Source organism: Acinetobacter sp. MB5, assembly GCF_003261585.1.
GTDB lineage: Bacteria > Pseudomonadota > Gammaproteobacteria > Pseudomonadales > Moraxellaceae > Acinetobacter.
In genome coordinates, this window is record NZ_POVU01000001.1 from 324,423 (window position 1) to 350,514 (window position 26,092).

The window sequence follows — 26,092 nt, forward strand, 5'->3', positions numbered from 1 at the left end:
TTGCGCCAATTGGTTGCACACACTGAATACCTTCTGATTTATGCACATTTTTTGTCCTTTCTTTGTCACACTTTTAATCTATCTTATATCCACATCACACAAAACAAGCCTTTGATTTATAAATCATTCTATTAAATTAAGATTTTATAAAATCTGGTACAAGAATTGCTTATAACCAAAATGAAATTAATATTCTTTAAAAGAATATTTAAAAATAATCCGCATCTCGCTTATTTATCGCAAAACAGGAGGGATCTATGAATTCCCGTTCTTTGATTCAACTGGCTTTGGGGAGCCTGCTGTTTACCCCTGTCTACGCATTTGCTGCCGATGCACCCTTCGATGCTGCATCTACCGTTTGGGTCATGATTTCAGCGATTTTGGTACTGATCATGTTTATTCCTGGCCTAGCGTTGTTTTATGGCGGGATGATTCGCTCTAAAAACATCCTGTCCATTTTCTCGCAGTTTTTTGCCATCGCGGCTGTTGTCGGCATTTTATGGGTCAGCTTTGTATACAGCTTTGCAGCAGATACCACAGGCATGACCGAAGGTTCCCTCAATCTACACAGTTTTGTTGGGGGCTTTGGCAAAGCCTTTATGGTCGGGATTAATGAAAATACGTTAATTGCAGGTGTGCCCGAATATGTGATTGCTGTGTTCGGCATGACTTTTGCCATGATTACCCCTGCAATTGCCGTTGGTGGTTATGCAGAGCGCATGAAGTTTAGCGCAGTGGTTTTATTTGGCGCTCTTTGGCTCATTCTTGTGTATGGCCCACTGGCACACATGGTTTGGGGTGGTGCTGGTGCAATCATGCACAACTGGGGTGTCCTCGACTTTGCAGGTGGTACAGCGGTACATATCAACTCTGGGGTTGCAGCCTTGGTCGGTGCACTCATTATCGGCAAACGAAAAGGCTGGCCAAACACCTCTATGCCACCACACAATCTGGTCTTTACCATGATTGGCGCTGCACTACTTTGGGCGGGCTGGTTTGGTTTCAATGTCGGCTCGGCACTAGCAGCCAATACCACAGCAGGTTTAGTCCTCATGACCACCATGATTGCAACATGCGGTGGAATCGTCGGCTGGATGTTCATTGAAAAAATGGTGGCTGGTCACGTTACTTCACTTGGTCTCGCATCTGGCGCGATTGCGGGCTTGGTTGGTATCACCCCTGCCGCAGCTTATGTCGGTGTGTTTGGTGCAATCGCTGTCGGTATCATCACCAGTGTTTGCTGTTTCTTTGCAGTCACTGGTTTAAAACGTAAATTTGGTTTTGACGATGCACTCGATGTCTTTGCCTTGCATGGTATTGGCGGTATGGTCGGCGGCGTGCTAACAGGTATTTTTGCTGCACCGTCTTTAGGCGGTAACATTGCCAATTTGGTCATCGGCTCGCAAGTGGTTATCCAGCTGATGGGAATTGGTTTAACCGTTGTCTATTGTGGTTTCTTTACATGGCTCATTTTGACTGTTATTGATAAAACCATCGGTTTACGTGTCAGCGCTGAAGAAGAACAGCAAGGACTTGATGTGAGTGATCACAATGAGAAAGCCTATAATCCTTAATTACTTGTTATAGTGGGCTATGCCGCTCTTTTAAATTAAACCGCATAAAAAAATCCTCTCACATGGAGAGGATTTTTTATGTCTGACTTATGCCGCAACTGTTGCAGGCACACCACTATGGAAACGGAAAGTATCATCGGAGCTGAGAATCAAATTTTTCTCAACTTCACGAATTTGAGCAATCCGCTGCTGAATATCCTCTTCAGGATTTTTCATTTTCGCCGTTTTTGCCACATCGAGCGCAAGCGCTAAATAATCTTCATAATGGCGTGACTCAGACTTAAGCAAATAACGATAGTAACGCCCTAACTCTTCATCCACCAAGGGTGCCAAAGCATAGAAACGCTCACAAGAACGCGCTTCCACAAATGCACCGATAATCAGAACATCCACCAAAGCCTCAGGCTCATAGGTACGAATTTCTTTACGCAAACCGCCCGCATAACGCCCTGCACTGACCGCTTTCCATTCCTGACCACGCTTTGCCATGAACTCCAACACCTGTTCATAATGCAGCATTTCTTCACGAACCAACTGTGCCAGTTTTACTTGCAAATCGGTAAAGAAGCTATAGCGAAACATCAGGTTCATAGCTGTTCCCGCAGCTTTCTTTTCGCAGTTAGCATGGTCTTGCATCAACAACTCTAGATTATTGAGTGCTTCATCAAGCCATGCTTTGGGTGTTTCACAGCCCAAAAAACCGATCACTGACTGCATCAATTCGTCATAATCTGGCGTAGACATTATACGCTCGCTGCCTGAATTGCGGCTTTCATGTGCTGTACGGCTTGCTCCAAGCCCACAAATATACTGTCTGCAATAATTGAATGTCCGATGTTCAATTCATGAATTTGTGGAATCGCTGCAATTGGTGCCACATTTTCCAAGTTCAAACCATGTCCTGCATTGACCACCAAACCTTTTGATGCCGCATATTCAGCGCCCTGAATAATACGTTGCAATTCATGTTGCTGTGCTTCGGGGGTTTCTGCATCGGCATAAGCACCTGTATGTAGTTCAATGGTTGGCGCACCACAGGCAACCGCTGCATCAATTTGTGCAACATCCGCATCAATAAACAATGACACATCACAGCCAATTGCAGTCAGTTCTTGGGTAGCGGCTTTGACATGTTCAAAGTTACCCACAACATCCAGACCACCTTCTGTAGTCAATTCCTGACGTTTTTCAGGAACAAAGCACACATGATGAGGCTGAATTTCTTTAGCAAATGCCACCATTTCATCGGTCACAGCCAGTTCCAAGTTCATACGTGTTTTTAATGCTGGGCGCATGCGGCGTACATCATCATCCTGAATATGACGACGATCTTCACGCAAATGCAAAGTAATTCCTTCTGCACCTGCTTGCTCACAAATCAGTGCAGCTTTGACAGGATCAGGATATTGAGTTCCGCGAGCTTGTCTTAAAGTCGCGACATGGTCAATATTTACACCCAGTAAGGCAGCCATAACGTATTTCCTATTTAGTTCTGAACTTGACGATGCTGTATCCACAACTGCCGACTTTTTAAGGGTCGATCACCCAAAAGTGCGGTTATCATTTGTCGGTAAAGCTTGGTGAGACATTGTAACTGCTGTGCAGAAAAATCCCTACCCTGAATATGTGTTTGCATGCTTAAAATTAGCTCGCCTTGCAAACTTGCTGAACTTCGGCTGACGACAGGTAAAAAACCTTCTGTCAGTTGAAATTGATAATGTGCATTTGGCAGCACATCATTTTGGTTGGCATCTTTCGAAAAATCAATTGCATAGCCTAATTCTTGCAAAAGCACATGCTCAAACTGACGCAAAATCTGCTTTAAAACTTCAGGGCGCTGTGCTTCGGCATAGGTATTCAGGTGTTGTAAATTTTGTACTGCAGATGCATATTGCAAAAAACTCTGCGGCAATGCTTCTTCTAATGGGCATAATCTTAAAATCAATTCATTCAGATAAAAGCCACAAAAAAAGGCATCCCCATGAAAGAAAATCGGCTGTGATTGAATTTCGAGCTGACTAAAGTTTTTTAATTCTGATTTTCCAGAAGCTTGCAAGCGCAACGGTTGATATTGAGGAGGTGGGTTCTGACGCAATATTCCATCTATTCGTCCGTATTCCTGACTAAAAATATGAACAATCTGGCTACGTTCACGGTATTTTCGATGATGAATCAAATATCCATGTAGGACTTCATTACGCATGGCGTTATTTAATCTTTCTCTTGATCTTTTTGCTTTTCTTGATCGTTGGTTTTGTTTTTATCTTTGTCATCATCCTTATCTGGAGTCACAGCACGCACAACGGCGGCTGTGCCCTTGACCACACCTTTGGTGGCCTCATAGGCAATTTTGACGGGAACAGTCACTAAACTTGTAATACACCCCTGTAATAAAACTACAGTTGCTAAAATGATGCATAGTCGTTTCATAACCGCTCCCTCTTAACTCAGCGATTAAATATCACTGTAGCCTAAACTTTTCAGAGCACGTTCATCATCAGACCAGCCACCTTTGACTTTCACCCAAAGTGTCAGCATGATTTTCTGCTCAAACATTTTTTCCATATCAACACGTGCATCCATACCGATACGTTTCAGTTTTGCACCTTTATCACCAATGACAATGGCTTTTTGACCTTGGCGTTCTACAAAAATTGTCGCATCAATATAAGTACATGCAGGCTTTAAACGACCTGTTTTTTCATGTACTGTCGGTTCTTCGGTACGGAAAGATTCGATCTGCACAGTCAAATCGTAAGGAAGTTCTTCCCCCAATTGACGCATGATTTTTTCACGGATGATTTCACTTGCCAAGAAACGCTCTGAACGATCCGTGATCTGGTCTGGTGAATACAATGGTTCAGAAAATGGCAAATAGCTTTCGATCGTATCACGTAAATGATCAAGGTTTGCACCACGTAATGCAGACACTGGAACAATCTCCGCAAATTTCATCAGCTTGGTACGTTCTTGAATCAAAGGTAACAGTGCTTTTTTATCTTCAAGCGTATCAACTTTATTGATGACCAAAATGACAGGCATTTGCGCATTTTGTAATTTTTCAAGGACAAGATCATCATTCTGTGTCCATTTTTGTGCATCAACCACAAATAGCACAAGATTCACATCACGCAATGCTGAATGTGCAGCACGGTTCATCATTTTATTGATGGCACGGACTTCTTTTTTATGCATCCCAGGGGTATCGACATAAACCGCTTGTGACTTTTCACGAGTGTCGATGCCGATAATTTTATGACGTGTTGTTTGTGGCTTACGTGAAGTAATTGATAGTTTTTGTCCTAGCAAGTGATTCATAAGAGTCGACTTGCCGACATTTGGACGCCCAACAATTGCCACAAAACCACTTCGGAAGTCAGCAGGAAGCGCGGCACTTTGTGAACTAAAAAATTGATTAATCAAATCAGAATTTTCAGGGTTCACAGGTTGATCGTCTGGTTGATCAGATGACATCGTCATGCTGTTTTTTGCTCCAATAATTTTAAAATTTCAGCCGCCGCAGACTGCTCTGCAAAACGTCGACTGCTACCTTCGCCCTGTGTTATTGGAAAATCTTCCACTTTGCACACTACTTTGAAGTGCTGATTCGGTGCATCACCTTGAATATCAGTCACTTCATACACAGGTAAAGGTTTTTTGTGTGCTTGTAAATATTCTTGTAAACGAGATTTTGGATCTTTCAGTTGGTCAGTTGGTTCAATATGACTAAAATAAGGTGCATACCATTTTAAAACGATTTTCTTCAGTACTTCCAAATCAGTACAATCCAGATAAATTGCACCAATAATGGCTTCAACTGTATCGGCTAAAATAGATTCACGGTGATGTCCACCTGATTTTAACTCGCCTGTACTCATAATCATATACTGGCTGAGCTTCAAATCATTGGCGATTTTTCCCAAAGCTTCTTGTCTGACCAACGTCGCACGCATACGCGTTAGGCGTCCCTCATTTTCATGCGGATATGCATGATATAAATAATGTGCAATCATCATTCCTAACAATGAATCGCCTAGAAACTCTAGGCGCTCATAATTATATTTGTGACTCACTGATCGGTGAGTTAAAGCAAGCTGTAATAATTCAGGTTGTTTAAACTCATAACCGATTTGTTGAGCTAAGCGGAAATTACTTAGCTTGGACTGTCCTTTGATCAAAATTCTTCTCGAAGCTTAAAACTAAATCAATATTGAATAACAAATGGCTACGTACCTCGTAGCTTTTCGCCACATGTAATTGTCCACCATCATTCGACACTTTGGCAATATCTTCGATCTTGAGATCATCGATATTGTTCATTGATAAACGCTCTTCCATAGCCGAGTTGAATTTAGCAGAAGTTAAAGCAGGATTTTCATCTAAAACTGACTTTATCTGCTTATTAATGACATAGTCATCCCAATAAGCAGGCCAAATTACCACTGCCACTTTTAACACAATCGATAAAATAATCAGCACTAACAAAAAAGTGCTATACGATACCCCACGTTGAGACTTTTGCATTGTTATTGTCCAGTTTGATTTTTAATCAATTTTACCATTTCGGTAAAAACTTGGAAGATGTAAACCTGGTTCTTTATGCATCCAGACATAAAAAGCACGACCTGTTAAATTTTCCTCAGGTACGAAGCCCCAAAAACGGCTGTCTGCACTTTCATCACGGTTATCCCCCATAGCAAAATAATGTCCTTGAGGAACAGTCACTTCCCAAGCCTTACCATCATTTTGTACAAAGGTTTTATTCACATTTGCAACAAAAGGAATTGCGCTAGCTTGGTTCGCACTCATTGCATAATTGTATTGCTCTACTAAAGGATCACGCCCTTCAAGATGACGAACCAAATGCTTGTGTGTCCCTAACGTTTCGTAGGTATATTGTGTTTGGAAAGAAGAAAGTTGATCTTTTTCACGTGTGAATTTAGTGACAGTTGTCGCTACAGCATGACCATTGATAAACAATTTACCATCATGATAAGCAACATGATCACCAGGTAAACCCACCACACGCTTAATATAACTAATACTTGGTTGTAGTGGATAGCGGAATACAATCACATCACCGCGTTGTGGTTCACCTACATTAATCACTTTTTTATTAATTAAAGGTAGGCGAACACCATAATCAAACTTATTTACCAAAATAAAGTCACCAGTTTCCAAGGTTGGAACCATGGAGTCTGATGGAATATTAAATGGTTCAAATAAGAATGAACGTAAAATCAACACGACAGCAAGTACAGGCCAAAAGTCATATGCCCATGTGATGATGAAATGCTCATTCCCTCTTCCTTTGTTCGCTCTCTGTTTTAATTTAACTTTGTCGAGTAACCAGACAAAGAACAAAATCAAGGTAACGGGAACGAGGATCAAATTAAAATCAAAATCCATGGACTTTTCCTAAAGACACTTACTTTTTATCAACTTGTAAAACGGCTAAGAAGGCTTCTTGTGGGATTTCAACACTACCCACTTGCTTCATACGTTTTTTACCTTCTTTTTGTTTCGCAAGCAATTTTTTCTTACGGGATACGTCACCACCATAACATTTTGCCAACACATTCTTACGCATTGCTTTCACAGTTGAACGCGCAATGATCTGTGCACCAATTGCAGCTTGAATGGCAACATCAAACATTTGACGTGGAATCAACTCTTTCATTTTTTCAACGAGAGCATTACCACGGTAACGTGCATCATTACGGTGACAAATCATGGCCAAAGCATCAACTTTATCACCATTAATCAAGACATCAACTTTAACCAAGCTTGCACTTTCAAAACGTGCAAAGTTGTAGTCTAAAGATGCAAAACCACGTGAACATGATTTCAAGCGGTCAAAGAAGTCCATAACCACTTCAGCCATTGGAATATCAAAGGTAATTGAAACCTGATTCCCCAAGAATTTCATATCTTTTTGAACACCACGACGTTCAATACATAGCGTCATGACGTTACCCAAATATTCTTGAGGAACTAGGATATGACACTCAGCAATTGGCTCGCGCAAGTCTTCAACAGTTGAACCATCTGGCATTTTAGATGGGCTATCGATATAAATCGTTTCGCCTGCTTTGGTCACAGCTTCATAAATTACGGTAGGTGCTGAAGTAATGAGGTCTAAATCATACTCACGTTCTAAACGCTCTTGTACGATTTCCATGTGTAACATGCCTAAGAAGCCACAACGGAAACCAAAACCTAAAGCATCTGAACTTTCAGGTTCAAAGAACAAAGCTGAGTCATTGATTTGAAGTTTTTGTAAAGCTTCACGGAACGGTTCAAAATCACTTGAATCGATTGGGAACAAACCTGCATAAACCTGAGGTTTTACCTTTTTAAAACCAGGTAAAGTTGCTACTTCTGGAGTCGATGCGAGTGTAATGGTATCACCCACTGGTGCACCAAAAATATCTTTAATCCCTGCGATGACGAAGCCTACTTCACCCGCTTCAAGCATATCTGTTTCAGTATGTTTGGGATTAAAAATACCGACTGATGTTACAGGGTGAACTTGACCTGTCGATTTGACTAGCATACGGTCACCCTTACGGATACGACCTTGCTTGATACGAACAAGTGACACAACACCCAAGTAGTTATCAAACCATGAGTCAACAATTAAAGCTTGTAGTGGCGCATCACGCTCACCTTCAGGTGCAGGAATCACGTCAACGAGACGCTCCAATACACCTTCAACCCCTAAGCCTGTTTTTGCTGAACAGGTTGGTGCATCAGTCGCTTCAATCCCGATAATTTCTTCAATCTCGTGAATGACACGCTCAGGTTCAGCTTGCGGTAAATCAATTTTATTGAGAATAGGGAGAACTTCTAGACCTTGCTCAATTGCGGTATAGCAGTTTGCAACAGACTGAGCTTCAACGCCTTGCGCCGCATCAACCACCAGCAATGCACCTTCACATGCAGCCAAAGAACGTGAAACTTCATAAGAGAAGTCGACGTGTCCTGGCGTGTCAATGAAGTTCAGCTGGTATTCTTGACCATTTGGATGCGTATAGTACAGTGTTACAGAAGCCGCTTTAATGGTAATCCCACGTTCACGCTCAAGCTCCATCGAGTCTAAGACTTGAGCCTGCATTTCACGCTCTTGTAATCCGCCACACATTTGAATGAAACGGTCTGCCAAAGTCGACTTACCATGGTCAATATGTGCAATGATACTGAAGTTGCGGATGTTTTTGATATCAACAGATTTTTTAGCTTGCGCCATGGGCTACCTTAAGAAATTGAAAATCGCTATGTACGCTAAAAATCATGTTGTACACAGCACAAACTGTTAACGAAATTGCGAGGATTATAGCAGATGGATATTTTAAAGTATCCATTATTTAAACGGACAGCGTTGATTCGCTGAAAAATTAAGAAGCTTCAGTTTTATCTGAAAAATCATAAGGATTAATTTCTGGGTCAAGCGGTTGGTACGCATTTAAAAATGTTGGAGACATCCGCTTTGGACGACCTGTAGAAATTTCGATACACGTCCATTTGGTTTTAGCCAGAAAAACAACTGCCTGATCACTTGGTCTAAAAAACGCATATTCGCGAAATGAATACATCGGACTGAGATCAGAAAACCACGTTCTTAAAATCAGCTCTTCACCCGCTAAAACTGCCTTACGATATTGCATTTGATGCTCAACAGCGACCATTGCATGTTTCATTTGAATATATTGCTCTAGTCCTACGCCTAAAGCCGCAATATGAGCATGAGCAACATCTTGCATCCAACTGACATACACCACGTTATTCACATGCCCAAGCAAGTCAATGTGTTCAGGTTGAACCTGTATCGGCAAATCAAAAAAAGTGGTCATATCCCTTATCATCATTTTTTATCAAAGCCGCTATTTTGCTACACTGTTTATGGCTTCTGCAAGAATTGAACAAAATCATGTCTATCTCTGTGACTGAAACACATCCTTTAACACCTTTTCTGCCTCAACAAGCCAAGTTATTGATGCTTGGCAGTTTTCCACCGCCACAAAATAAATGGAAAATGCAGTTCTACTACCCAAATTTTCAAAACGATATGTGGCGAATTATGGGAATCTGCTTTTTTAACGATAAAAATCATTTTCTAGATCTCGCCAATAAAAATTTCTTTCAGCAGCAGATTGAAGATTTTCTCAATGAAAAAGGCATCGCCATTTTTGATGCAGCTTGTGAAGTCATACGACTCAAGGGCAATGCTTCAGATCAGTTTTTACAGGTTGTACAAGCAACCGACTTATCTGTTTTGCTCAAGCAAATCCCTGAATGTCATAGCATCATGACCACCGGTGACAAAGCCACAGATACATTGATGACCAATTTCCCGAAAGACATTGTTAAGCCTCAATTTAACCAGCCGAGTCAGGTCAATTTTCTTGATAGGTCATTAAATTTATATCGACTACCTTCTAGTTCACGCGCATATCCGCTTGCTTTAGAGAAGAAAGCTGAAATTTATGCTGATTTTTTCAACAAAATTGGTTTAATTTAAATCTACTGCACATTAAAAAACCACAATACATTTTCACATATTGTGGTTTCTTCCCCATCAAGCTTTCAGCTTAGTGAACAGCTTGAATTTTATCTAGAAACTGTTTGGCACGTTCATGGCGTGCATCCAGATTCCCAAAGAACTCAGATGTAGCACAGTCTTCCAGAATCTGACCCTGATCCATAAAAATCAAACGATTGGAGACTTTTTTAGCGAAGCCCATTTCATGGGTAACACACATCATGGTCATGCCTTCATTGGCAAGCTGCACCATGACATCAAGAACTTCACCCACCATTTCAGGGTCAAGTGCTGACGTTGGTTCATCAAACAACATACAGATTGGATCCATACATAAACCACGTGCAATTGCGACACGTTGTTGCTGACCACCCGAAAGCTGACCTGGAAATTTGTCTTTATGTGCCAATAAGCCTACACGTTCAAGGTACTGAGTGGCTTTGGCACGTGCATCAGCGATATTGCGCTTAAGGACTTTGACTTGTGCAATCGTCAAGTTTTCTAACACAGTCATGTGCGGAAACAACTCAAAGTGCTGAAAGACCATTCCCACACGTGAACGGAATTGAGCAAGATTCGTTTTTGGGTCTTTGAGTGAAACACCATCAACAATAATGTCGCCTTTTTGGAATGGCTCAAGCGCATTCACCGTTTTAATCAGTGTTGATTTTCCTGAACCCGAAGGCCCACAAACCACCACAACATCCCCTTTTTCAATTGTCGTTGTACAGTCAGTTAAAACTTGGAAATCACCATACCATTTAGAGATATGTTGAATGTCGATCATAGGCATTTTGCTATCTCCTGAATTAGCGAATAATGGCAATTTTTTCTTGTAAGCGTTTGACGAGTTTGGACAAGCAGAATGATGTACAGAAGTACACAATAGCCACAATCAAATAGAAAGTTGCTTTGGTTTCTGGCCCATAAGTATTGGCAAGTGTGTCTGCATTACCCAAGAAATCAGGTGCACTAATCACATAAACCAATGACACGTCTTGGAACAAGATAATGGTTTGAGTTAGCAAAACTGGAATCATATTGCGAAAAGCTTGTGGCAAGACAACATAACGCATGGACTGCCCATAGGTAAAACCCAGTGCATAACCCGCAAATACCTGTCCTTTAGAAACTGACTGAATCCCCGAACGTACAATTTCCGAAAAGAATGCAGCTTCAAAAACTGCAAAAGTCACCACGCTCGAAAAGAGTGGCCCATAATAAGTATCCGACTGAAAATCAAAAACTTTTGGCAATAAAAAGTAAAAGATAAAAATAACCTGAATCAGTGGAATACCACGAAAGCAGTCGACATACAGCTTAGCGAAATTACGAGCAAACCAGTTATTAGATAAGCGCATCATCGCAAGTGGTGTACCAATCATGATACCGCCAACCATCGCAAGTATTGATACAGTCAGGGTAAATCCCAAACCTTTTAGCAAGGCCTGGGTCACATCAGGATGTTGTAATAAGCTAAAGTCCATCTTATTTACCTCCTGAGCCTAGACCTGGCACAGACATGCGTTTTTCAATCCATGCCATAAATGCCTTAATGCTATAGGTAATAATCAGATAAACAGGCGTTGATAAGATCAAAATGACGATATCTTGTGAGGTTTCTTCACGCATGGTTTTGGTATAGGCAAAGAAATTTAAGACACTTAAGGCATATAACACCGCTGAGTTTTTGAAAATGTTCATTGACTCAGAGGTAATAGTTGGCCAAACAATACGATAAGCAACAGGCAGAATCACATAACGGTAACTTTGTGCTGTGGTAAAACCCATTGCAGAAGCTGCAAATTTTTGACCACGTGGCACAGTTAAAATACCTGCACGAATTTGTTCAGACACACGTGCAGCCGTATACAAACCTAACGCCATCACACCAATACTGGCTGGGTTCTGATTCAGTAAATTTTTCCACCAACCACCTGCAACCACTTCACCACTGCCCGCACTTAAGCTTTGCGGTAAAAATTCGGGAAAGACAAATGCCCAGAAAAAAAGCTGAACAATTAACGGGATATTACGAAAAATTTCGACATAAAGATTGCCAATCATGGCAAGTGGCTTATTGGGTAAAGTTCGTATTACACCGAGTAATGACCCCAATAAAAATGCAATAACAAATGACAGTAAGGCCGTCCAGACCATGGTAACGACCCCGTTACCTAACATTTGCAACCACGTTGGTGCTTCAGCAAATTGTGAATAACTTGCACCACCAATATGCTGGCAGATTTTTTCAGCCCAAAGTGCTTTATCTGTACCATATTCATTTGATGCTGAACAAAAAGTTGTCCAATTTAATGAGCCAAGAGACATACATTCCCCTTATAAAAATTATAAGCTGATCACCCAAAACCAAGTTGAGTGATCAGTGCATCCTGTTATGGCAATTTAAATTCCTGCATCAGTAGGACGAGCTTTTAATTTTTTAAGAGAAGTACTTGATGCCATATTTAGGTTGGCATTTTTAGGTGGGATTGGAGACTGGAACCATTTTTTGTAGAGTTTATCCATTTGACCAGTTTTCCACATGCCTGTGACTACTTTGTCTGCTACTGCTTTAAATTTCGGGTCATCCTTTGGCAACATAATACCGTAAGGTTCAGATGATAAAACAGGCCCAACAATTGCAAATGATTTAGGATTTGAAGATTTTGCAATCAATCCAGCCAAGATGTTGTCGTCCATAACGAAAGCCGCTGCACGACCAGAGGCCAACATTGCAAAAGAGTCAGCATGGTCTTTACCGTAAACATTTTGCACGTTTACAGACTGACCTTTTTCATTCATTTTGATGTATTTATCTGATGTTGTACCTTGCGTAGTAACTACAGCTTTACCGTTCAGATCACCAATTTTATTAATGTGAGAACCCGCTTTAACCGCCATACGCACTTCTGTTGCGTAATAGTTTGTTGAGAAACTCACCTGTTGCTGACGTTGTAAAGAGTTGGTCGTTGTACCACACTCCATGTCAATATTGCCTGCCAACAACTCAGGAATACGGGTTGAAGATGTTACAGCCTTATACTCAACCTTAAGGTTTGGCATTTTTAATTCTTTTTTGATTTCATTTGCAACATTGTTACAAATATCAATCGCGTAACCGACTGGTTTTCCTGCTACAACATAAGAAATCGGATCTGAAGATTCACGATGACCAATCACAATTTTACCAGTCGCTTTAATTTTCGCTAAAGTATCTGCTGCTTGAACTTGGCTCGCTCCCCCCATCATACAAAGCATTAAGGTTGAGGTAAGTGCTGATTTAGTAGAAAGTTTCATTATTCATTCCTGTGATTAATTATTTGTTTTAGCGTTGGTTTATCGAATTGATCGACTTGGCTAAATACCTACATATCCCTAGCAAATATCAAGCCAATTACATTAGTAATTATTTAATTGAAATTACTAATCTTATTTTTATACCCAATTTGGTGCACAGTGTGAACCAAAATATTGCAGCATTAGACTTTAGTCTAATTATTTTATTTATGTTGATTTTTCCTTATTAAAAACAATAAGGTAATTTTCATGTAATTCTTCTTATATTTGAAATAAAAAAGAGAGCCTTATACTGTTGATAGTGCTCTCTTTCACAACCAATCAGATTAAATTTTATTCAGAATATTAACCGCTTGTTCAAAAACACCATCTGCTGCTTGTGTTGCGTCTAAACGAAAAACTCGCTGTGGCTCTTTTTCATGTAGAACTTGATAGCCCTGACGAACACGATTGAAAAACTCTAATTTCTCTTGCTCAAAACGGTCTAACTCACCTCTTGCTCGAGCACGGGACATACCTAATTCAATTGGTGCATCTAACCAAAATGTGACATTTGGCATGCAGCTTACAAAGTTTTGATTTAAAAGCGCCAATTTGTCACCATCCAGACCACGCCCCATGACCTGATAGGCAAAACTCGCATCGCAAAAGCGATCACTCAGCACAATTTTACCCTGTGCCAAAGCAGGTAAAATCACCTGATTCAAGTGCTGGCTACGAGCTGCATACATCAGTAAGAGTTCAGTATCTGCACACATACGTTCATCATGGTTAACGGCAAGCAACAGGTCTCGAATTCTTTCAGCGAGTGGAGTTCCTCCTGGTTCACGCGTTAACACAACCTCGCGCCCCAACTGTTCAAAATACGCATGGATTCTTTGAATCAGCGTACTTTTACCAACGCCTTCAGTACCTTCAAAACTAATAAACATTATGGCGTTGCTCCACTTTTCTTCTCTCGTAATACTGCTAAATACGCTTGAACCGCCTGATTATGCTCGGTCAGGTTTGCACTAAATTTATGCCCACCATTGCCTGTTGCGACAAAATAGACATTGTCTGAATGATCTGGGTGCAGAGCCGCAATAATTGCTTTTTTACCAGGTAGTGCAATTGGGCTTGGTGGCAGACCTGCCATGGTATAAGTGTTATATGCGGTTGGCGTATGCAAATCTTCTTTGGTTAGTTTACCCGTGTATTTATTACCCATGCCATAAATCACGGTCGGATCGGTTTGCAGTCGCATGCCTTGCTGTAAACGACGAATAAATACGCCAGCAACCTGATTCAACTCACTATCCAGACTGGTTTCTTTTTCAATAATTGAAGCCATCGTGAGCGCTTCATATTTATTTTTATACGGTAAATTTGGATCTCGCTTTGCCCATGCTGCATCGAGGTTTTCCATTTGGTGCTGATACAAATCCAGCAAAATCTTTTTATCCGTTTCACCTTTATTATAAAAATAAGTATTTGGTGCAAATAATCCTTCAAGATTCGAATAAGGTATACCAAGTGCCTGAATCATTTGATCATGTGGTAGATTCACCACAGTTTTTTCAATCAGTGGATCTTTACGCAACTTGTCGACTAACTGTTGGAAAGTTGTGCCTTCAATGACCAAAATACGACTCATCTGAGCATTGTCTGAATTTGACATCATGCTTAAAACTTGACGCACACTCATGCCACGTTTGATTTCATACACCCCTGCTTTCAAGGTGTCATGAATCATGAGCTTTTGATAAATCTTAAGCACCCAAGCAAAATGAACTTTGTTTTGCTTACTCAATCGATCAATCAAACGCGAATAGTTATCGCCAGGGTTGATTGAGACAAACTGCTTTTCCCCTTGGATGGGATAATCACGCCACAAACTTGACGAGAGTACCAACAGCATGATGGCAAATACTGCCACCATACACGCCACAATGAATTTTCTTGTTTTGAAAAAGGGGGTTGGCTTTTTCCGAGATTTTTTCGAATTTAGGTTTGCCATAGCTCATTGGATCTGATCAAGTTGAAGGGCTTTAAACAACTGAATTGCAGGCGTCAGACTGAGTTCGACATGATTTAAATGTTGTGCAATCTGCATCGGATGCAGCGCATTACAAAAAAATAAGGCTTGTATCTGGTCAATATCCGATTGAAGTAACTCAATTTCGGAACATTCAATTCCTGCATGCTGCATGCGCTGCAAGATTTCTGCACGCATAACACCACGCACGCCATTATACTCAAGATTTGGCGTGACCCACTGATTATTCATCAGAATAAAACAATTGCTGCTGATTCCTTCAACAATCCGCCCTCGAATATCTAAAACCAGTGCTTCATCCAGTTGTTTTTCGACCGCTTCCTTCTTTAAAAGCACTTGTTCCAAGCGATTTAACGTCTTTAATCCACATAGCGTTGGCATGGTTAAGCCAATCCGCTGCTCCAGAACAGCAACTTGATCAAGATAACTCAATTCATTTTTCACGGTTTGGTTTTGCGGATAATAAAATACATACACATCGGCAGCATGATCAGGCAGTGCATAACCACGCTGTCCCTCTCCACGACTGATGATAATTTTCAGCGTGCCATTCAGCTCGGCTTGTGAACTTAATTTCTGCAAAGTTTGCTCAATCAAGGTCAAATCAACATCCAGTGCCATGCGCTGCATGCAGTCATTTAACCGTTGTAAATGTCTGTTCCACAATTGAATTTTATTTTTAACAATTTGGGCTGTGGTAAAGCAACCATCCCCATAATGAAGTGCGCGATCTAGCAAAGAAATTTGTGGTTGAGCTTGTGCATTTTTAAAGCATTGCATGAAATGAGTCTGCTAGATAATTGATTTTGTGGCTTAGTTTAAGAACGAATATCCAAATTCTAATTCTTTTTTATTCATATCAAATTCTGTTTTTATTATTTTTTTAGATTTTAGACTCAGCGTATTCTTTTTTGCATGAAAGATGCACCGAATATGAAGGAAAAGAAAATGCAACGAAATCAATTAAAACTGGGGTTATTAGCAGCACTCCTCTCGTTTTCATCAGTCAGCTTTGCCGCAAAAGATTTCTTAAATGTATCGTATGACCCAACACGCGAATTGTACGTCGATATCAACAAACAATTTGGCGCGTACTGGAAAAAACGTACAGGTGAAGATATTAATTTCCGTCAATCTCATGGTGGTTCAGGTAAACAGGCTCGATCGGTGATTGATGGTTTGGATGCAGATGTAGTGACTTTGGCGCTGGCTGCGGATATTGACGTGATTGCTAATAAAGCCAAACTTTTACCACCAGACTGGCAAAAGAAACTACCACAAAACTCAACGCCTTATACCTCAACAATTGTATTTTTAGTACGTAAAGGCAACCCGAAACACATCAAAGACTGGAATGACTTAGTGAAACCAGATGTCGATATCATTACCCCGAACCCGAAAACTTCAGGTGGCGCACGTTGGAACTATCTTGCGGCTTGGGCATGGGCAAAACATCAACCCAATGGCAATGACAAAACAGCACGTGATTTTGTTGCCAAGATTTATCAGCACACCAAAGTCCTCGATTCAGGTGCGCGAGGTGCAACCACAACGTTTGCTGAACGTGGCATTGGCGATGTATTGCTGGCTTGGGAAAATGAAGCCTACCTCGCTGTGCGTGAACAACCGGGGAAATTTGAGATTATCACACCATCTCTATCAATCTTGACTGAACCGCCTGTTGCGATTGTTGAGAAAAATGTTCAGAAAGATGGCAATTATTATGTCGCAAAAGGCTACCTGAACTTTTTATATTCACCTGTAGGACAAAACATTATTGCACGTCATTTCTATCGTCCACGTAGCCCTGAAGTATTGAAAAAATACAGCAATGTGTTTAAGCCACTGAAACTGGTAACCATTGATCAGGAATTTGGCGGCTGGAAAAAGGTTCAAAAAGAACACTTTGAAAATAGTGGTGTATTCGACCAAATCGTTCAAAGCAATAACGCGAAGAAATAATCGGTACAGCTACACGGGAGTAAGCACATGATTCATCATTTAATCGTACCGGGTGTCGGTGGAAGTGACGAACAACATTGGCAATCTTGGCTGCAACGCCAGTTACCCAACAGCTCTCGTGTAGAACAAGATTGGCAGCAACCGATTTTGCAAGAATGGATTGAACAATGGGTCGCTCACGTCGAGCAAATTCAGGAACCGATTCAGGTGATTGCGCATAGTTTTGGTTGCCTGACCAGTTTAGCTGCATTGGTGCAATATCCTGCATTGCAAGAAAAAATCAATAATCTGATTTTGGTTGCACCTGCCAATCCAGCACGTTTTAGCTCAACAGGCTTTGCTCAGGCAGAGCAAGCTTCATATTTGCAATACTTTGAACAGCTTCGACTCGAATTGTCTAGCCTGATGTTGATTAGTGAAAATGACCCTTGGTTGGCATTGGATGATGCACTGCATTTGGCAGAACTCTGGAAATTTCCTTATCTCAATATGGGTCAGGTTGGACATATCAATGTCGCTTCTGGTTTTGGGGCTTTCCCACAAATTTTACCTTTTATTGAACAGCCTTATTTCAGTCCTTGTACGCGAATGCGTTGCTCAACTCAGGCTTTGTCACATTAATTCTGCACTTTATATCTGATCTGATTTTTTTTGTGATGATGATTCATCATCATTGAGGTATTCCATGTCACACGGTAAACGGGTATTGCCCGGCTTTGGACTTTCTTTGGGGTTTACCCTGCTGTATCTATCCATCATTGTGCTTGTGCCATTATCGGCAGTGTTTATTAAATCTATGGGCATTGACTGGAGCGGTCTTTGGGACATCCTCAGTTCAGCACGAATCTTGAAAGCCTTACAACTGAGCTTTACCACTGCACTGGTTGCTGCGCTCATCAATGTCTTTCTGGGCTTACTGTTGGCATGGTGTCTGGTGCGTTATCAGTTTTTTGGTAAGCGTGTGGTCGATGCCTTGATTGATTTACCCTTTGCCTTACCGACAGCAGTGGCAGGGATTGCACTGACTTCGCTGTATGCCTCAACAGGTTGGCTGGGTCAATATTTAGAATCCTTGGGAATTAAGGTTGCCTACACCCCACTTGGGATTACGCTTGCCCTGATTTTTATTGGTCTACCTTTTGTGGTACGTACCGTACAACCTGTACTTAGCGACTTGGAAACCGAACTCGAAGAAGTGGCTTCAGCACTCGGTGCAAACCGTTGGCAAACCATTCGGCATGTGATTTTCCCGATTGTTCTCCCTGCGATCTTTACAGGTTTTGCTTTAGCCTTTGCGCGTGGTGTGGGTGAATATGGTTCAGTGATTTTTATTGCAGGAAATCAACCTTTTAAAACCGAAATTGCACCACTGATGATCATTTCCCGTTTGGAAGAATATGATTATGCTGCTGCAACCACCATTGCCGTGATTATGCTGTTGATCTCCTTTGCCATCTTATTTTTGATTAACATTTTACAAGCGTGGGCAACACGTCGCACAGGGAGAGTGGCATCATGAGTAGTTTAGCCAATAGTCAAGATTATGCTGCACAACTGCAAAAACGCGATGCAACACGTGAACCGACTTGGGTACGTTACCTGTTATTGAGTATTGCCCTGATCAGCTTTTTAGGTTTACTGATTTTACCGCTGATTTTGGTGTTTGTTGAGGCATTCCACCAAGGGGTTCAGGTTTATCTACAAGCCTTGGTCGATCCAGATACATTGTCAGCAGCCAAACTGACCTTACTGACCGCGGCAATTGCCGTCCCACTCAATGTCGTGTTCGGAGTAGCAGCAGCGTGGACGGTGGCGAAGTTCCAGTTTAAAGGCAAAACCATTTTAACCACTATTATTGATATGCCATTTTCGGTATCGCCTGTGATTGCGGGTTTAATGCTGGTGCTGATTTTTGGGACACAAGGTTGGGCAGGTGAATGGTTACTCGACCATGATATTAAAATTTTATATGCCGTTCCTGCAATCGTGTTAGCCACTGTATTTATTACTGTGCCATTTGTTGCCCGTGAACTGATTCCATTAATGCAAGCTCAAGGCACTGAAGAGGAAGAAGCCGCCATTTTACTTGGTGCATCAGGTTGGCAAACCTTTTGGAAAATCACCCTGCCAAATATTAAATGGGGTCTGCTCTACGGTGTGATTTTGTGTAATGCCCGTGCAATGGGCGAGTTTGGTGCGGTGTCGGTGGTGTCTGGGCATATCCGTGGTGAGACCAATACCCTGCCGTTACATGTTGAAATTCTCTACAACGAATACAGTTATAGTGCAGCCTTTGCCGTGGCATCGTTACTGGCATTTCTGGCGATTATCACCCTGATCATTAAAACATGGGTCGAATTACGCCAAGAAAAACAAAACGCTGAGCTCAACAAATCGAACTAATTTTGGAGTGCCCTCATGAGTATTCAAGTTAAAAATATTGAAAAAAACTTTGGTGCATTTCATGCACTCAACAATATCAGCCTCGACTTCCCCGAAGGTCAACTGGTGGCCTTACTCGGCCCATCGGGCTGCGGTAAAACCACCTTGCTACGCATTATTGCTGGACTGGAAAGTGCTGACTCAGGTCAGGTGATTTTAGAAGGCGAAGATGCCACCAACACCCATGTGCGCGAACGCCAAGTTGGTTTCGTATTTCAACATTACGCACTGTTTCGTCACATGAGTGTGTTTGACAATGTTGCCTTTGGTCTGCATGTCCGCCCACGTGCAACACGTCCATCGGAAAGTGAAATTAAAAAACGGGTCGATGCCCTGCTCGACTTGGTACAACTTGGCTTCTTGGCAGACCGCTATCCTGCGCAGCTTTCAGGGGGGCAGCGTCAGCGTATTGCTCTTGCCCGCGCACTGGCAGTTGAACCCCGCGTATTACTGCTCGATGAACCTTTTGGCGCACTCGATGCTAAAGTACGTAAAGAGTTACGTCGCTGGTTACGTCATTTACATGATGAACTGCATATCACCTCGATTTTTGTGACCCATGACCAAGAAGAAGCTTTAGAAGTTGCCGATCAAATCGTGGTAATGAATAAGGGCAATATCGAGCAGATTGGTTCACCACGCGAAGTGTATGAAAAACCCGCAACGCCTTTTGTGTTTGATTTCTTGGGACATGCCAACCGCTTTGAAGGTGAGCATCAACAAGGCAAACTGATCTTGGGTGAAGATCATTTGGATTTAGCAGCGCATCATCCACAAGGTTCATTGATTGCTTTTGCTCGCCCCCATGAATTGAGTGTCTATCAACATCCTGTCGATAATGCTATTCAGGCAACATTTGTCCGTGAAGTTTGGGTTGCAGGTAAAGTTTTTCTTGAACTACAGGATCGACAAGGCAAGATTATTGAAGCAGTATTAACAGCCGAACAAGCCAAGCTTCAGAATTTCCAAGCCAATCAAACTGTTTGGGTGAAAGCCCACCATTTACATTTATTTGAGCATCATGCGGCATAACAATTTGCCCAATTTAAGATTTTTTAGTGGTTAGCAATTATGAATTTTCAACAATTACGCATTATTCGTGAAACAGTCCGTCAAGACTTTAACCTGACGGAAGCTTCCGCAGCACTGTACACCTCCCAGTCAGGTGTCAGTAAACATATTAAAGATTTGGAAGATGAGCTTGGCGTTCAACTTTTTATTCGTAAAGGCAAACGCTTGCTTGGCCTCACTGAACCAGGTCAGGCGTTACTTGGCATTGTCGAACGCATGTTGATTGACGCTGAAAATATCAAACGCCTTGCTGACGACTTCAACAAAGTCGATGAAGGTACACTCACCATTGCAACAACCCATACACAAGCGCGTTATGTATTACCACCGATTGTGAACCTATTTAAGCAGGAATTTCCCAAGGTTCACTTGGTTCTGCAACAGGCCAGCCCTGCGGAAATTGCCGACATGCTGCTACAGGGTGAAGCAGATATCGGGATTGCAACCGAATCCCTGACTGCCGAAGATAATTTGTCCAGCGTGCCTTACTATAACTGGCAACACAGTCTGATTACGCCCTTTGACCATCCTTTGACTCAACTCAAAGAAGTCACGCTGCAAGATGTAGCACAATACCCTGTGATTACCTATCATGGCGGTTTTACAGGTCGTTCCAAAATTGACCAAGCTTTCGAGGCTGCTCAAGTTGATGTGGATATTGTGATGTCTGCTCTCGATGCTGACGTCATTAAAACCTATGTTGAACTAGGGATGGGCGTTGGGATTATTAACGATGTCGCTTATGACCGTGAGCGCGATTACCGCTTAAAACAAATTAAGACCGATGTGTTTGGTTTAAATACCACATGGATTGCGGTACGCAAAGGACACTTACTCCGCGGTTACGGCTATGAGTTTATTTCTTTATGCTCACCCGATGCTGACATTCAAGCACTGAAAAAAGTTGCCTACCCAGACTATTAATTCATTCCATTTCGTACATGCCGAATCTCCATCTATTTTGGAGTTCGGCTTGCATCCCAACTTCACGTATAATAAAAACAAGATACGATAAAAATGGATGCCACAAAAATGACAGCCTACAAAATTCACGTCATTGATGTTAAAAATGATTTAAAAAATTATATCTGGCTGATCGAACATACCGCTTCACATGAAGTCGTCATTATTGATCCTACAGAAGCTCAGCTCGTACTCGATTATTGTGCAGCACATCAACTTATCCCAAGCCAGATTTGGCTGACCCACTGGCATAAAGACCATATTGGTGGTGTTCCCGCCCTGCTCGCAGCAAAACAAATGCCTGTTTATGGGCCACGTGCAGAACTCAGTAAAATTCCGATGATCAATCTTCCACTCGATCAGCACAGCGAAGTCCATTTTCACGATCTTGACATCGAAATTATTGAAGTACCAGGGCATACGCTGGGTCACATTGTCTATTACATTGAAGATTTAGATGCCGCATTTGTCGGTGACACCTTATTTGCAATGGGCTGTGGTCGTGTCTTTGAAGGCAGTTATGAACAGATGTTCCACTCTTTACAACGACTAGCTGCCCTGCCAATCCAAACCAAAGTCTATTGCACGCATGAATACACCCTTGCCAATGCCAAATTCGCCTTAAGTGTTGAACCCGAAAATGTCGCCTTACAACAACGCGCCGATCATGTTGAACATTTACGTTATCTAGATCAAATCACGTTGCCAAGTAGTATTGAACTTGAACTCGCGACAAATCCATTTTTACGTGCCGAGTCCGTTGATGCATTTCGCCATTTACGCGAGTTAAAAGATCAGTTTTAAATGGTAAATGAAATATTTTTTTACACAGTCAATGTGCTGATTCGTCAGCACACACTTTAAAATATAAAAATGCCTAAAACAGCATAAGAAACTGATAATTAATGTTTTTAATAAAAACATTAATTACAAAACTATTTAAAATATTTATATAATAATCAACAAATCGTGCGTTATTTTACCAACTCAAATATTTTTTTGCAGATTGATAAAATAATTTATAAATTCCCCCTTTAAAAAAGATGAATACAGCCTTATAAATAATTTAAATTGATTGTTGTTTTTGAGGATTTAGCCATGAAAAAAGTTGTTAAAGCAAAAAATTTGATTGCGTTTCGTATTTGGTTAGAAAAATTGGGGTACTCAGTTAAAAATTTGGCAGATGGTAAAGGGTTCACGTTTAGTTTCAAAAAAGAATATGGCTTAGTGACTTGTGATTTAGCAGGTAATTCTTTAGCAATGCAACTTGGTGAGGAATTTGAAGATCACCTTAAAGCGTAACATTCTCTGTTACATCATGATTGGCTAAAAAATATAAATGAAGAGAAGGATTTCTCAAAAAAGAACCCAAGTACGGGTTCTTTTTTTATGACTAAAAAACAGGCATAAAAAAAGCAAGATCATCTATCTTGCTTTTTTAAATGGTGGGGGCGAAGAGACTCGAACTCTTACACCTCGCGGCGCTGGAACCTAAATCCAGTGCGTCTACCAATTTCGCCACGCCCCCATCTGGGTACATCAAGTTTTTTGGCAGAGGATCAAGGACTCGAACCTTGACGAACGGTTTTGGAGACCGTCATGCTACCATTACACCAATCCTCTATGACTTTTCTTTCGAATTGTCGATCTAAAATTTAAGACTAAATTTTAGATGGTGGGGGCGAAGAGACTCGAACTCTTACACCTTGCGGCGCTGGAACCTAAATCCAGTGCGTCTACCAATTTCGCCACGCCCCCGATGGATGTGTATATTATAGATGAGGATTGTAGATGACAAGCCTTTTTTCCCAAAAAACAGCCCAAATGCTTAAATATCAAACAAATTTTCATTTTATGGTTATTTTTAGTACATATTTATTGTTTTTAAACAAAGACTTGCCTGTTTTGCACTCATAAATCTATGCTGATAATCACGTGCTAAAAGTCCATTTAAACAGGTTTGCAAAGCTTTCCAGTGTTCAGGCAAATCCAAAACTGAAGTCTGACAATGAAAAATAGCCCAATCTAGATAACTTTTTGAACTCAAACGAGTTTGTGTCAACCATTCAAATAAAACGATTCCAAATGCATATAAATCTGTCTGGATGGTTTTCTTCTGCGCGTGAAATAACTCAGGAGCCATATAACGTGGTGTGGCATTCAGCACAGAACTGGAAAAATGAATGGGTTGGGTTTGCTCAAAATCAATCAGAAAGACCTGATCATCGGCATAACGAAAGTGGGATGCTTTAATATCGCCATGCACATAGCCCAGTGTATGCAACACATCAAGCTGTTTCAGTGCCCTGTCTATACGCTGAATGACCTGTGAAAATGAAAGCTGATTAGGTGATATAAAGAGTTTAGGCACATGCGGCAACACAAGTGCCTGTGCTGACTGTGTCAGTTCTGGAACATTAAGCTCTGGATAATACTGGGAAGATAATAAAAATGTGGGCTGTACGTTTTGCAATTGACGATAAAAGTCAATTTCACTCAAAAAACCCTGTTGAAACTGGGCATTTCCATCTGCACATTGCAGTTTTAACCAATAATATTGTCCTGCCTGTTCCAGTAAATAAATTGAACGCCCAAATGCCCGACTTTGTGCAGGAGTTTTATCCTGAAACTGGTACGGGCATTCAAACTGAATCATTTAGGCAGAAGCAATCATTTGTGTTTTTTGCTGCTCTCGCATGACTGCATGCAGCATGTGTTCAATCGTCTTTCCAATACGCGCATGCATCTCAATCGTTGAGATTTTAGGCCATGTTGCTTTTTCCCCTTCTCTTTGCAAACGCATAAATAGATGAGGTTTTGGATTTTGTAGCATATAAAAGTAATGTTTGAGATTATAATGCGCAAAAATATTGACATCGCCATAATAACGCTGGTCAATAATACCGTAGCCATGATCGAGTAAACGGCGAACTTGTGGCACAGCACCAATCTGCTCACGGGTAAAATCCATCATGCCTTTTAAAAGAACCTTACCCTGACGGCGAAAAATGCGCTGTGGCCAGCTCAACAGGTCACGACGATAACGTGCTTCATCACTTTGCATAAATGGCACAATATGCGGATTGACCTGACAAGCAATGGTGTAATTCACATTATAAAGACGTACCATTTTCTCCTGTGGAAAATCACTACGCATACTGCCATCAACCCAAAAGGTATTAGACATAAACGGTGTATGTTCACCATCGTATCGTTTTGCAGTTAAATGCACGGGTGGAAACAAGATTGGCACTGCACAAGAAGCTAAAACTGCACTCCAAACCAGTAAGTCTGGTGACGTAAAGCGATTCAAAATTCGTGGACTTTGAGAGGAGTCATACGGCGCAACAGCGATATTTATATTTAATCCTGAACGTAGATAAGCTTCTTCAAAGGTTAAATCTCCCAGATTTTCCATAAGAAATTTCTTGAGATAACGCACATCGGCAAAACCACCTTTGAAATTAAGCAAAGATGAAAGCGGGCGAAAATGAAATGCCTCACTAAAGAAATGCTCTCCCATGAGAACATGATCAATCTGCTCAGGCACAGAGGTACCCAGCATTGCAGCCATAATTGCGCCTGCACTTGAACCAGAAAGTACGCGTGGCAACAAGTCCTGTTCACGCAGTGCCTTACATACACCCGTGTGAAACAACCCGAGTGTTGCCCCACCCGAGAACATTAGGGCAGGCTGACCATAGGCAGTTTCACAGTTTTTGAAGAACTGGATTTTTTCCGCATGGCTGAGTAGTTCATTGGGTGCCATTGCCACATGTTCTAAAGAACGGCTTACCTCATCGACATAATCTTCAATAATTTTTTTGGTGCCTACAAAGCACTCAACAAACAGCATGGGATGGCAGATATTGGCAATATCGTAAGTTAGACCTTCCCTTAAAATATAAATCAAATCTTTAATACGGTTTTGCTGACGATATTTTCGTAACAAGACCAAACGATGTGAAATCACTTCTGCATCGAAATAAGGAGATGAGTTATCTAGCTTCCATTCCTGACTGCCAGAAGCTTCATCGAGGCGTAAAGCGATCTCTTTCCATTCGGCATAACTATCAGCATGAGTCAATTGCTGTTGTAATTTTTGAATACGATCGGCTTTCAGTGAATTATAGGAATTACTGGTGAGTAGATTTGTCATCATATTTCCCAATTGTTTGACCTTCACGATTTCCGCCTATT

General features: G+C 41.3%; 29 protein-coding genes and 3 tRNA genes. 10 read left to right on the forward strand and 22 right to left on the reverse strand.

Features of this window, described 5'->3' with window-relative positions; translation table 11 throughout:
• The first annotated feature begins 257 nt into the window (after positions 1 to 257).
• Entirely contained in the window at positions 258 to 1,574 is a 1,317-nt protein-coding gene (locus tag C1A47_RS01575; RefSeq protein ID WP_111891748.1) for an ammonium transporter, read from the forward strand.
• A gap of 87 nt (positions 1,575 to 1,661) precedes the next feature.
• Here the strand turns inward: C1A47_RS01575 and C1A47_RS01580 are convergent, their stop codons facing one another.
• The 10 genes from C1A47_RS01580 to C1A47_RS01625 form a co-directional block, all read right to left on the reverse strand.
• On the reverse strand, positions 1,662 to 2,318 hold the full coding sequence (locus C1A47_RS01580) for a tRNA-(ms[2]io[6]A)-hydroxylase (protein WP_111891750.1): 657 nt from the start codon (positions 2,316 to 2,318) through the stop codon (positions 1,662 to 1,664).
• Positions 2,318 to 3,046: a pyridoxine 5'-phosphate synthase gene (gene pdxJ, locus C1A47_RS01585; protein ID WP_111891752.1), complete on the reverse strand. Its 729-nt coding sequence runs from the start codon at positions 3,044 to 3,046 to the stop codon at positions 2,318 to 2,320. Before pdxJ ends, C1A47_RS01580 begins: the two co-directional genes overlap by 1 nt.
• 14 nt (positions 3,047 to 3,060) lie before the next feature.
• A complete protein-coding gene (recO, locus tag C1A47_RS01590) occupies positions 3,061 to 3,777 on the reverse strand; it encodes a DNA repair protein RecO (protein WP_111891754.1) in 717 nt (238 codons plus the stop codon).
• An 8-nt stretch (positions 3,778 to 3,785) separates the two neighbouring features.
• On the reverse strand, positions 3,786 to 4,004 hold the full coding sequence (locus C1A47_RS01595) for an NF038104 family lipoprotein (protein WP_111891756.1): 219 nt from the start codon (positions 4,002 to 4,004) through the stop codon (positions 3,786 to 3,788).
• A gap of 24 nt (positions 4,005 to 4,028) precedes the next feature.
• On the reverse strand, positions 4,029 to 5,048 hold the full coding sequence (era, locus tag C1A47_RS01600; protein WP_171294319.1) for a GTPase Era: 1,020 nt from the start codon (positions 5,046 to 5,048) through the stop codon (positions 4,029 to 4,031).
• 2 nt (positions 5,049 to 5,050) lie between these two features.
• Entirely contained in the window at positions 5,051 to 5,752 is a 702-nt protein-coding gene (rnc, locus tag C1A47_RS01605; protein ID WP_111891760.1) for a ribonuclease III, read from the reverse strand.
• The gene (locus tag C1A47_RS01610) at positions 5,724 to 6,098 is read right to left on the reverse strand and encodes a DUF4845 domain-containing protein (RefSeq protein WP_111891762.1); all 375 of its coding nucleotides are present in this window, start codon (positions 6,096 to 6,098) and stop codon (positions 5,724 to 5,726) included. The genes rnc and C1A47_RS01610 overlap by 29 nt, the downstream gene beginning before the upstream one ends.
• Before the next feature lie 21 nt (positions 6,099 to 6,119).
• The gene (gene lepB, locus C1A47_RS01615) at positions 6,120 to 6,983 is read right to left on the reverse strand and encodes a signal peptidase I (RefSeq protein ID WP_111891764.1); all 864 of its coding nucleotides are present in this window, start codon (positions 6,981 to 6,983) and stop codon (positions 6,120 to 6,122) included.
• Positions 6,984 to 7,002: 19 nt separating this feature from the next.
• Positions 7,003 to 8,823, reverse strand: a complete 1,821-nt coding sequence (gene lepA / locus C1A47_RS01620) for a translation elongation factor 4 (protein WP_111891766.1) — start codon at positions 8,821 to 8,823, stop codon at positions 7,003 to 7,005.
• 148 nt (positions 8,824 to 8,971) lie between these two features.
• Complete coding sequence (locus C1A47_RS01625) at positions 8,972 to 9,427, reverse strand: acyl-CoA thioesterase (RefSeq protein WP_111891768.1); 456 nt, start codon at positions 9,425 to 9,427, stop codon at positions 8,972 to 8,974.
• Between the two features lie 77 nt (positions 9,428 to 9,504).
• On the opposite strand from C1A47_RS01625, the gene C1A47_RS01630 reads away from it, so the two are divergent.
• The gene (locus C1A47_RS01630; protein WP_111891769.1) at positions 9,505 to 10,095 is read left to right on the forward strand and encodes a uracil-DNA glycosylase family protein; all 591 of its coding nucleotides are present in this window, start codon (positions 9,505 to 9,507) and stop codon (positions 10,093 to 10,095) included.
• Positions 10,096 to 10,165: 70 nt separating this feature from the next.
• Here the strand turns inward: C1A47_RS01630 and C1A47_RS01635 are convergent, their stop codons facing one another.
• The 7 genes from C1A47_RS01635 to pabC all read right to left on the reverse strand — a co-directional run bounded on the left by C1A47_RS01635 (position 10,166) and on the right by pabC (position 16,234).
• On the reverse strand, positions 10,166 to 10,909 hold the full coding sequence (locus tag C1A47_RS01635) for an amino acid ABC transporter ATP-binding protein (protein ID WP_111891770.1): 744 nt from the start codon (positions 10,907 to 10,909) through the stop codon (positions 10,166 to 10,168).
• 16 nt (positions 10,910 to 10,925) lie between these two features.
• Positions 10,926 to 11,603 (reverse strand): amino acid ABC transporter permease, encoded by a 678-nt coding sequence (locus tag C1A47_RS01640; protein ID WP_111891771.1) that lies wholly within the window; start codon positions 11,601 to 11,603, stop codon positions 10,926 to 10,928.
• Position 11,604: 1 nt separating this feature from the next.
• Positions 11,605 to 12,447, reverse strand: coding sequence for an amino acid ABC transporter permease (locus C1A47_RS01645; RefSeq protein ID WP_111891772.1), 843 nt, complete (start codon positions 12,445 to 12,447; stop codon positions 11,605 to 11,607).
• Between the two features lie 75 nt (positions 12,448 to 12,522).
• A complete protein-coding gene (locus C1A47_RS01650; protein WP_111891773.1) occupies positions 12,523 to 13,416 on the reverse strand; it encodes an amino acid ABC transporter substrate-binding protein in 894 nt (297 codons plus the stop codon).
• A 326-nt stretch (positions 13,417 to 13,742) separates the two neighbouring features.
• A complete protein-coding gene (gene tmk / locus C1A47_RS01655; protein WP_111891774.1) occupies positions 13,743 to 14,348 on the reverse strand; it encodes a dTMP kinase in 606 nt (201 codons plus the stop codon).
• Positions 14,348 to 15,415, reverse strand: coding sequence for an endolytic transglycosylase MltG (gene mltG, locus C1A47_RS01660; RefSeq protein ID WP_111891775.1), 1,068 nt, complete (start codon positions 15,413 to 15,415; stop codon positions 14,348 to 14,350). Before mltG ends, tmk begins: the two co-directional genes overlap by 1 nt.
• 3 nt (positions 15,416 to 15,418) lie before the next feature.
• Positions 15,419 to 16,234, reverse strand: coding sequence for an aminodeoxychorismate lyase (gene pabC / locus C1A47_RS01665; protein ID WP_111891776.1), 816 nt, complete (start codon positions 16,232 to 16,234; stop codon positions 15,419 to 15,421).
• 168 nt (positions 16,235 to 16,402) lie between these two features.
• Here pabC and C1A47_RS01670 point away from each other — a divergent pair, with 168 nt between their 5' ends.
• The 8 genes from C1A47_RS01670 to C1A47_RS01705 all read left to right on the forward strand — a co-directional run bounded on the left by C1A47_RS01670 (position 16,403) and on the right by C1A47_RS01705 (position 23,194).
• Positions 16,403 to 17,416 carry a sulfate ABC transporter substrate-binding protein gene (locus tag C1A47_RS01670; protein ID WP_111891777.1) on the forward strand — a complete coding sequence of 338 codons (1,014 nt, stop codon included), beginning with the start codon at positions 16,403 to 16,405 and terminating at the stop codon, positions 17,414 to 17,416.
• Positions 17,417 to 17,443: 27 nt separating this feature from the next.
• Positions 17,444 to 18,037 (forward strand): RBBP9/YdeN family alpha/beta hydrolase, encoded by a 594-nt coding sequence (locus C1A47_RS01675; protein WP_111891779.1) that lies wholly within the window; start codon positions 17,444 to 17,446, stop codon positions 18,035 to 18,037.
• Between the two features lie 64 nt (positions 18,038 to 18,101).
• The gene (cysT, locus tag C1A47_RS01680; protein ID WP_111891781.1) at positions 18,102 to 18,935 is read left to right on the forward strand and encodes a sulfate ABC transporter permease subunit CysT; all 834 of its coding nucleotides are present in this window, start codon (positions 18,102 to 18,104) and stop codon (positions 18,933 to 18,935) included.
• Positions 18,932 to 19,819: a sulfate ABC transporter permease subunit CysW gene (gene cysW / locus C1A47_RS01685; protein ID WP_111891783.1), complete on the forward strand. Its 888-nt coding sequence runs from the start codon at positions 18,932 to 18,934 to the stop codon at positions 19,817 to 19,819. Before cysT ends, cysW begins: the two co-directional genes overlap by 4 nt.
• A 15-nt stretch (positions 19,820 to 19,834) precedes the next feature.
• On the forward strand, positions 19,835 to 20,890 hold the full coding sequence (locus C1A47_RS01690) for a sulfate/molybdate ABC transporter ATP-binding protein (protein ID WP_111891785.1): 1,056 nt from the start codon (positions 19,835 to 19,837) through the stop codon (positions 20,888 to 20,890).
• A gap of 39 nt (positions 20,891 to 20,929) precedes the next feature.
• Positions 20,930 to 21,853, forward strand: coding sequence for a CysB family HTH-type transcriptional regulator (locus tag C1A47_RS01695; protein ID WP_111891787.1), 924 nt, complete (start codon positions 20,930 to 20,932; stop codon positions 21,851 to 21,853).
• Between the two features lie 108 nt (positions 21,854 to 21,961).
• Positions 21,962 to 22,696 (forward strand): hydroxyacylglutathione hydrolase, encoded by a 735-nt coding sequence (gene gloB, locus C1A47_RS01700; protein ID WP_111892181.1) that lies wholly within the window; start codon positions 21,962 to 21,964, stop codon positions 22,694 to 22,696.
• Between the two features lie 294 nt (positions 22,697 to 22,990).
• Positions 22,991 to 23,194 (forward strand): hypothetical protein, encoded by a 204-nt coding sequence (locus tag C1A47_RS01705; RefSeq protein ID WP_002119766.1) that lies wholly within the window; start codon positions 22,991 to 22,993, stop codon positions 23,192 to 23,194.
• A 141-nt stretch (positions 23,195 to 23,335) separates the two neighbouring features.
• Here C1A47_RS01705 and C1A47_RS01710 read toward each other — a convergent pair.
• The 5 genes from C1A47_RS01710 to C1A47_RS01730 form a co-directional block, all read right to left on the reverse strand.
• Positions 23,336 to 23,420: transfer RNA gene (locus C1A47_RS01710), tRNA-Leu, on the reverse strand.
• A 21-nt stretch (positions 23,421 to 23,441) separates the two neighbouring features.
• Positions 23,442 to 23,515 (reverse strand) — tRNA-Trp (locus tag C1A47_RS01715).
• Between the two features lie 50 nt (positions 23,516 to 23,565).
• Positions 23,566 to 23,650: transfer RNA gene (locus C1A47_RS01720), tRNA-Leu, on the reverse strand.
• Between the two features lie 106 nt (positions 23,651 to 23,756).
• Positions 23,757 to 24,548: a protein kinase domain-containing protein gene (locus C1A47_RS01725; protein WP_111891789.1), complete on the reverse strand. Its 792-nt coding sequence runs from the start codon at positions 24,546 to 24,548 to the stop codon at positions 23,757 to 23,759.
• Positions 24,549 to 26,051, reverse strand: a complete 1,503-nt coding sequence (locus C1A47_RS01730) for a DUF3336 domain-containing protein (protein WP_111892183.1) — start codon at positions 26,049 to 26,051, stop codon at positions 24,549 to 24,551.
• Positions 26,052 to 26,092 lie beyond the last annotated feature (41 nt).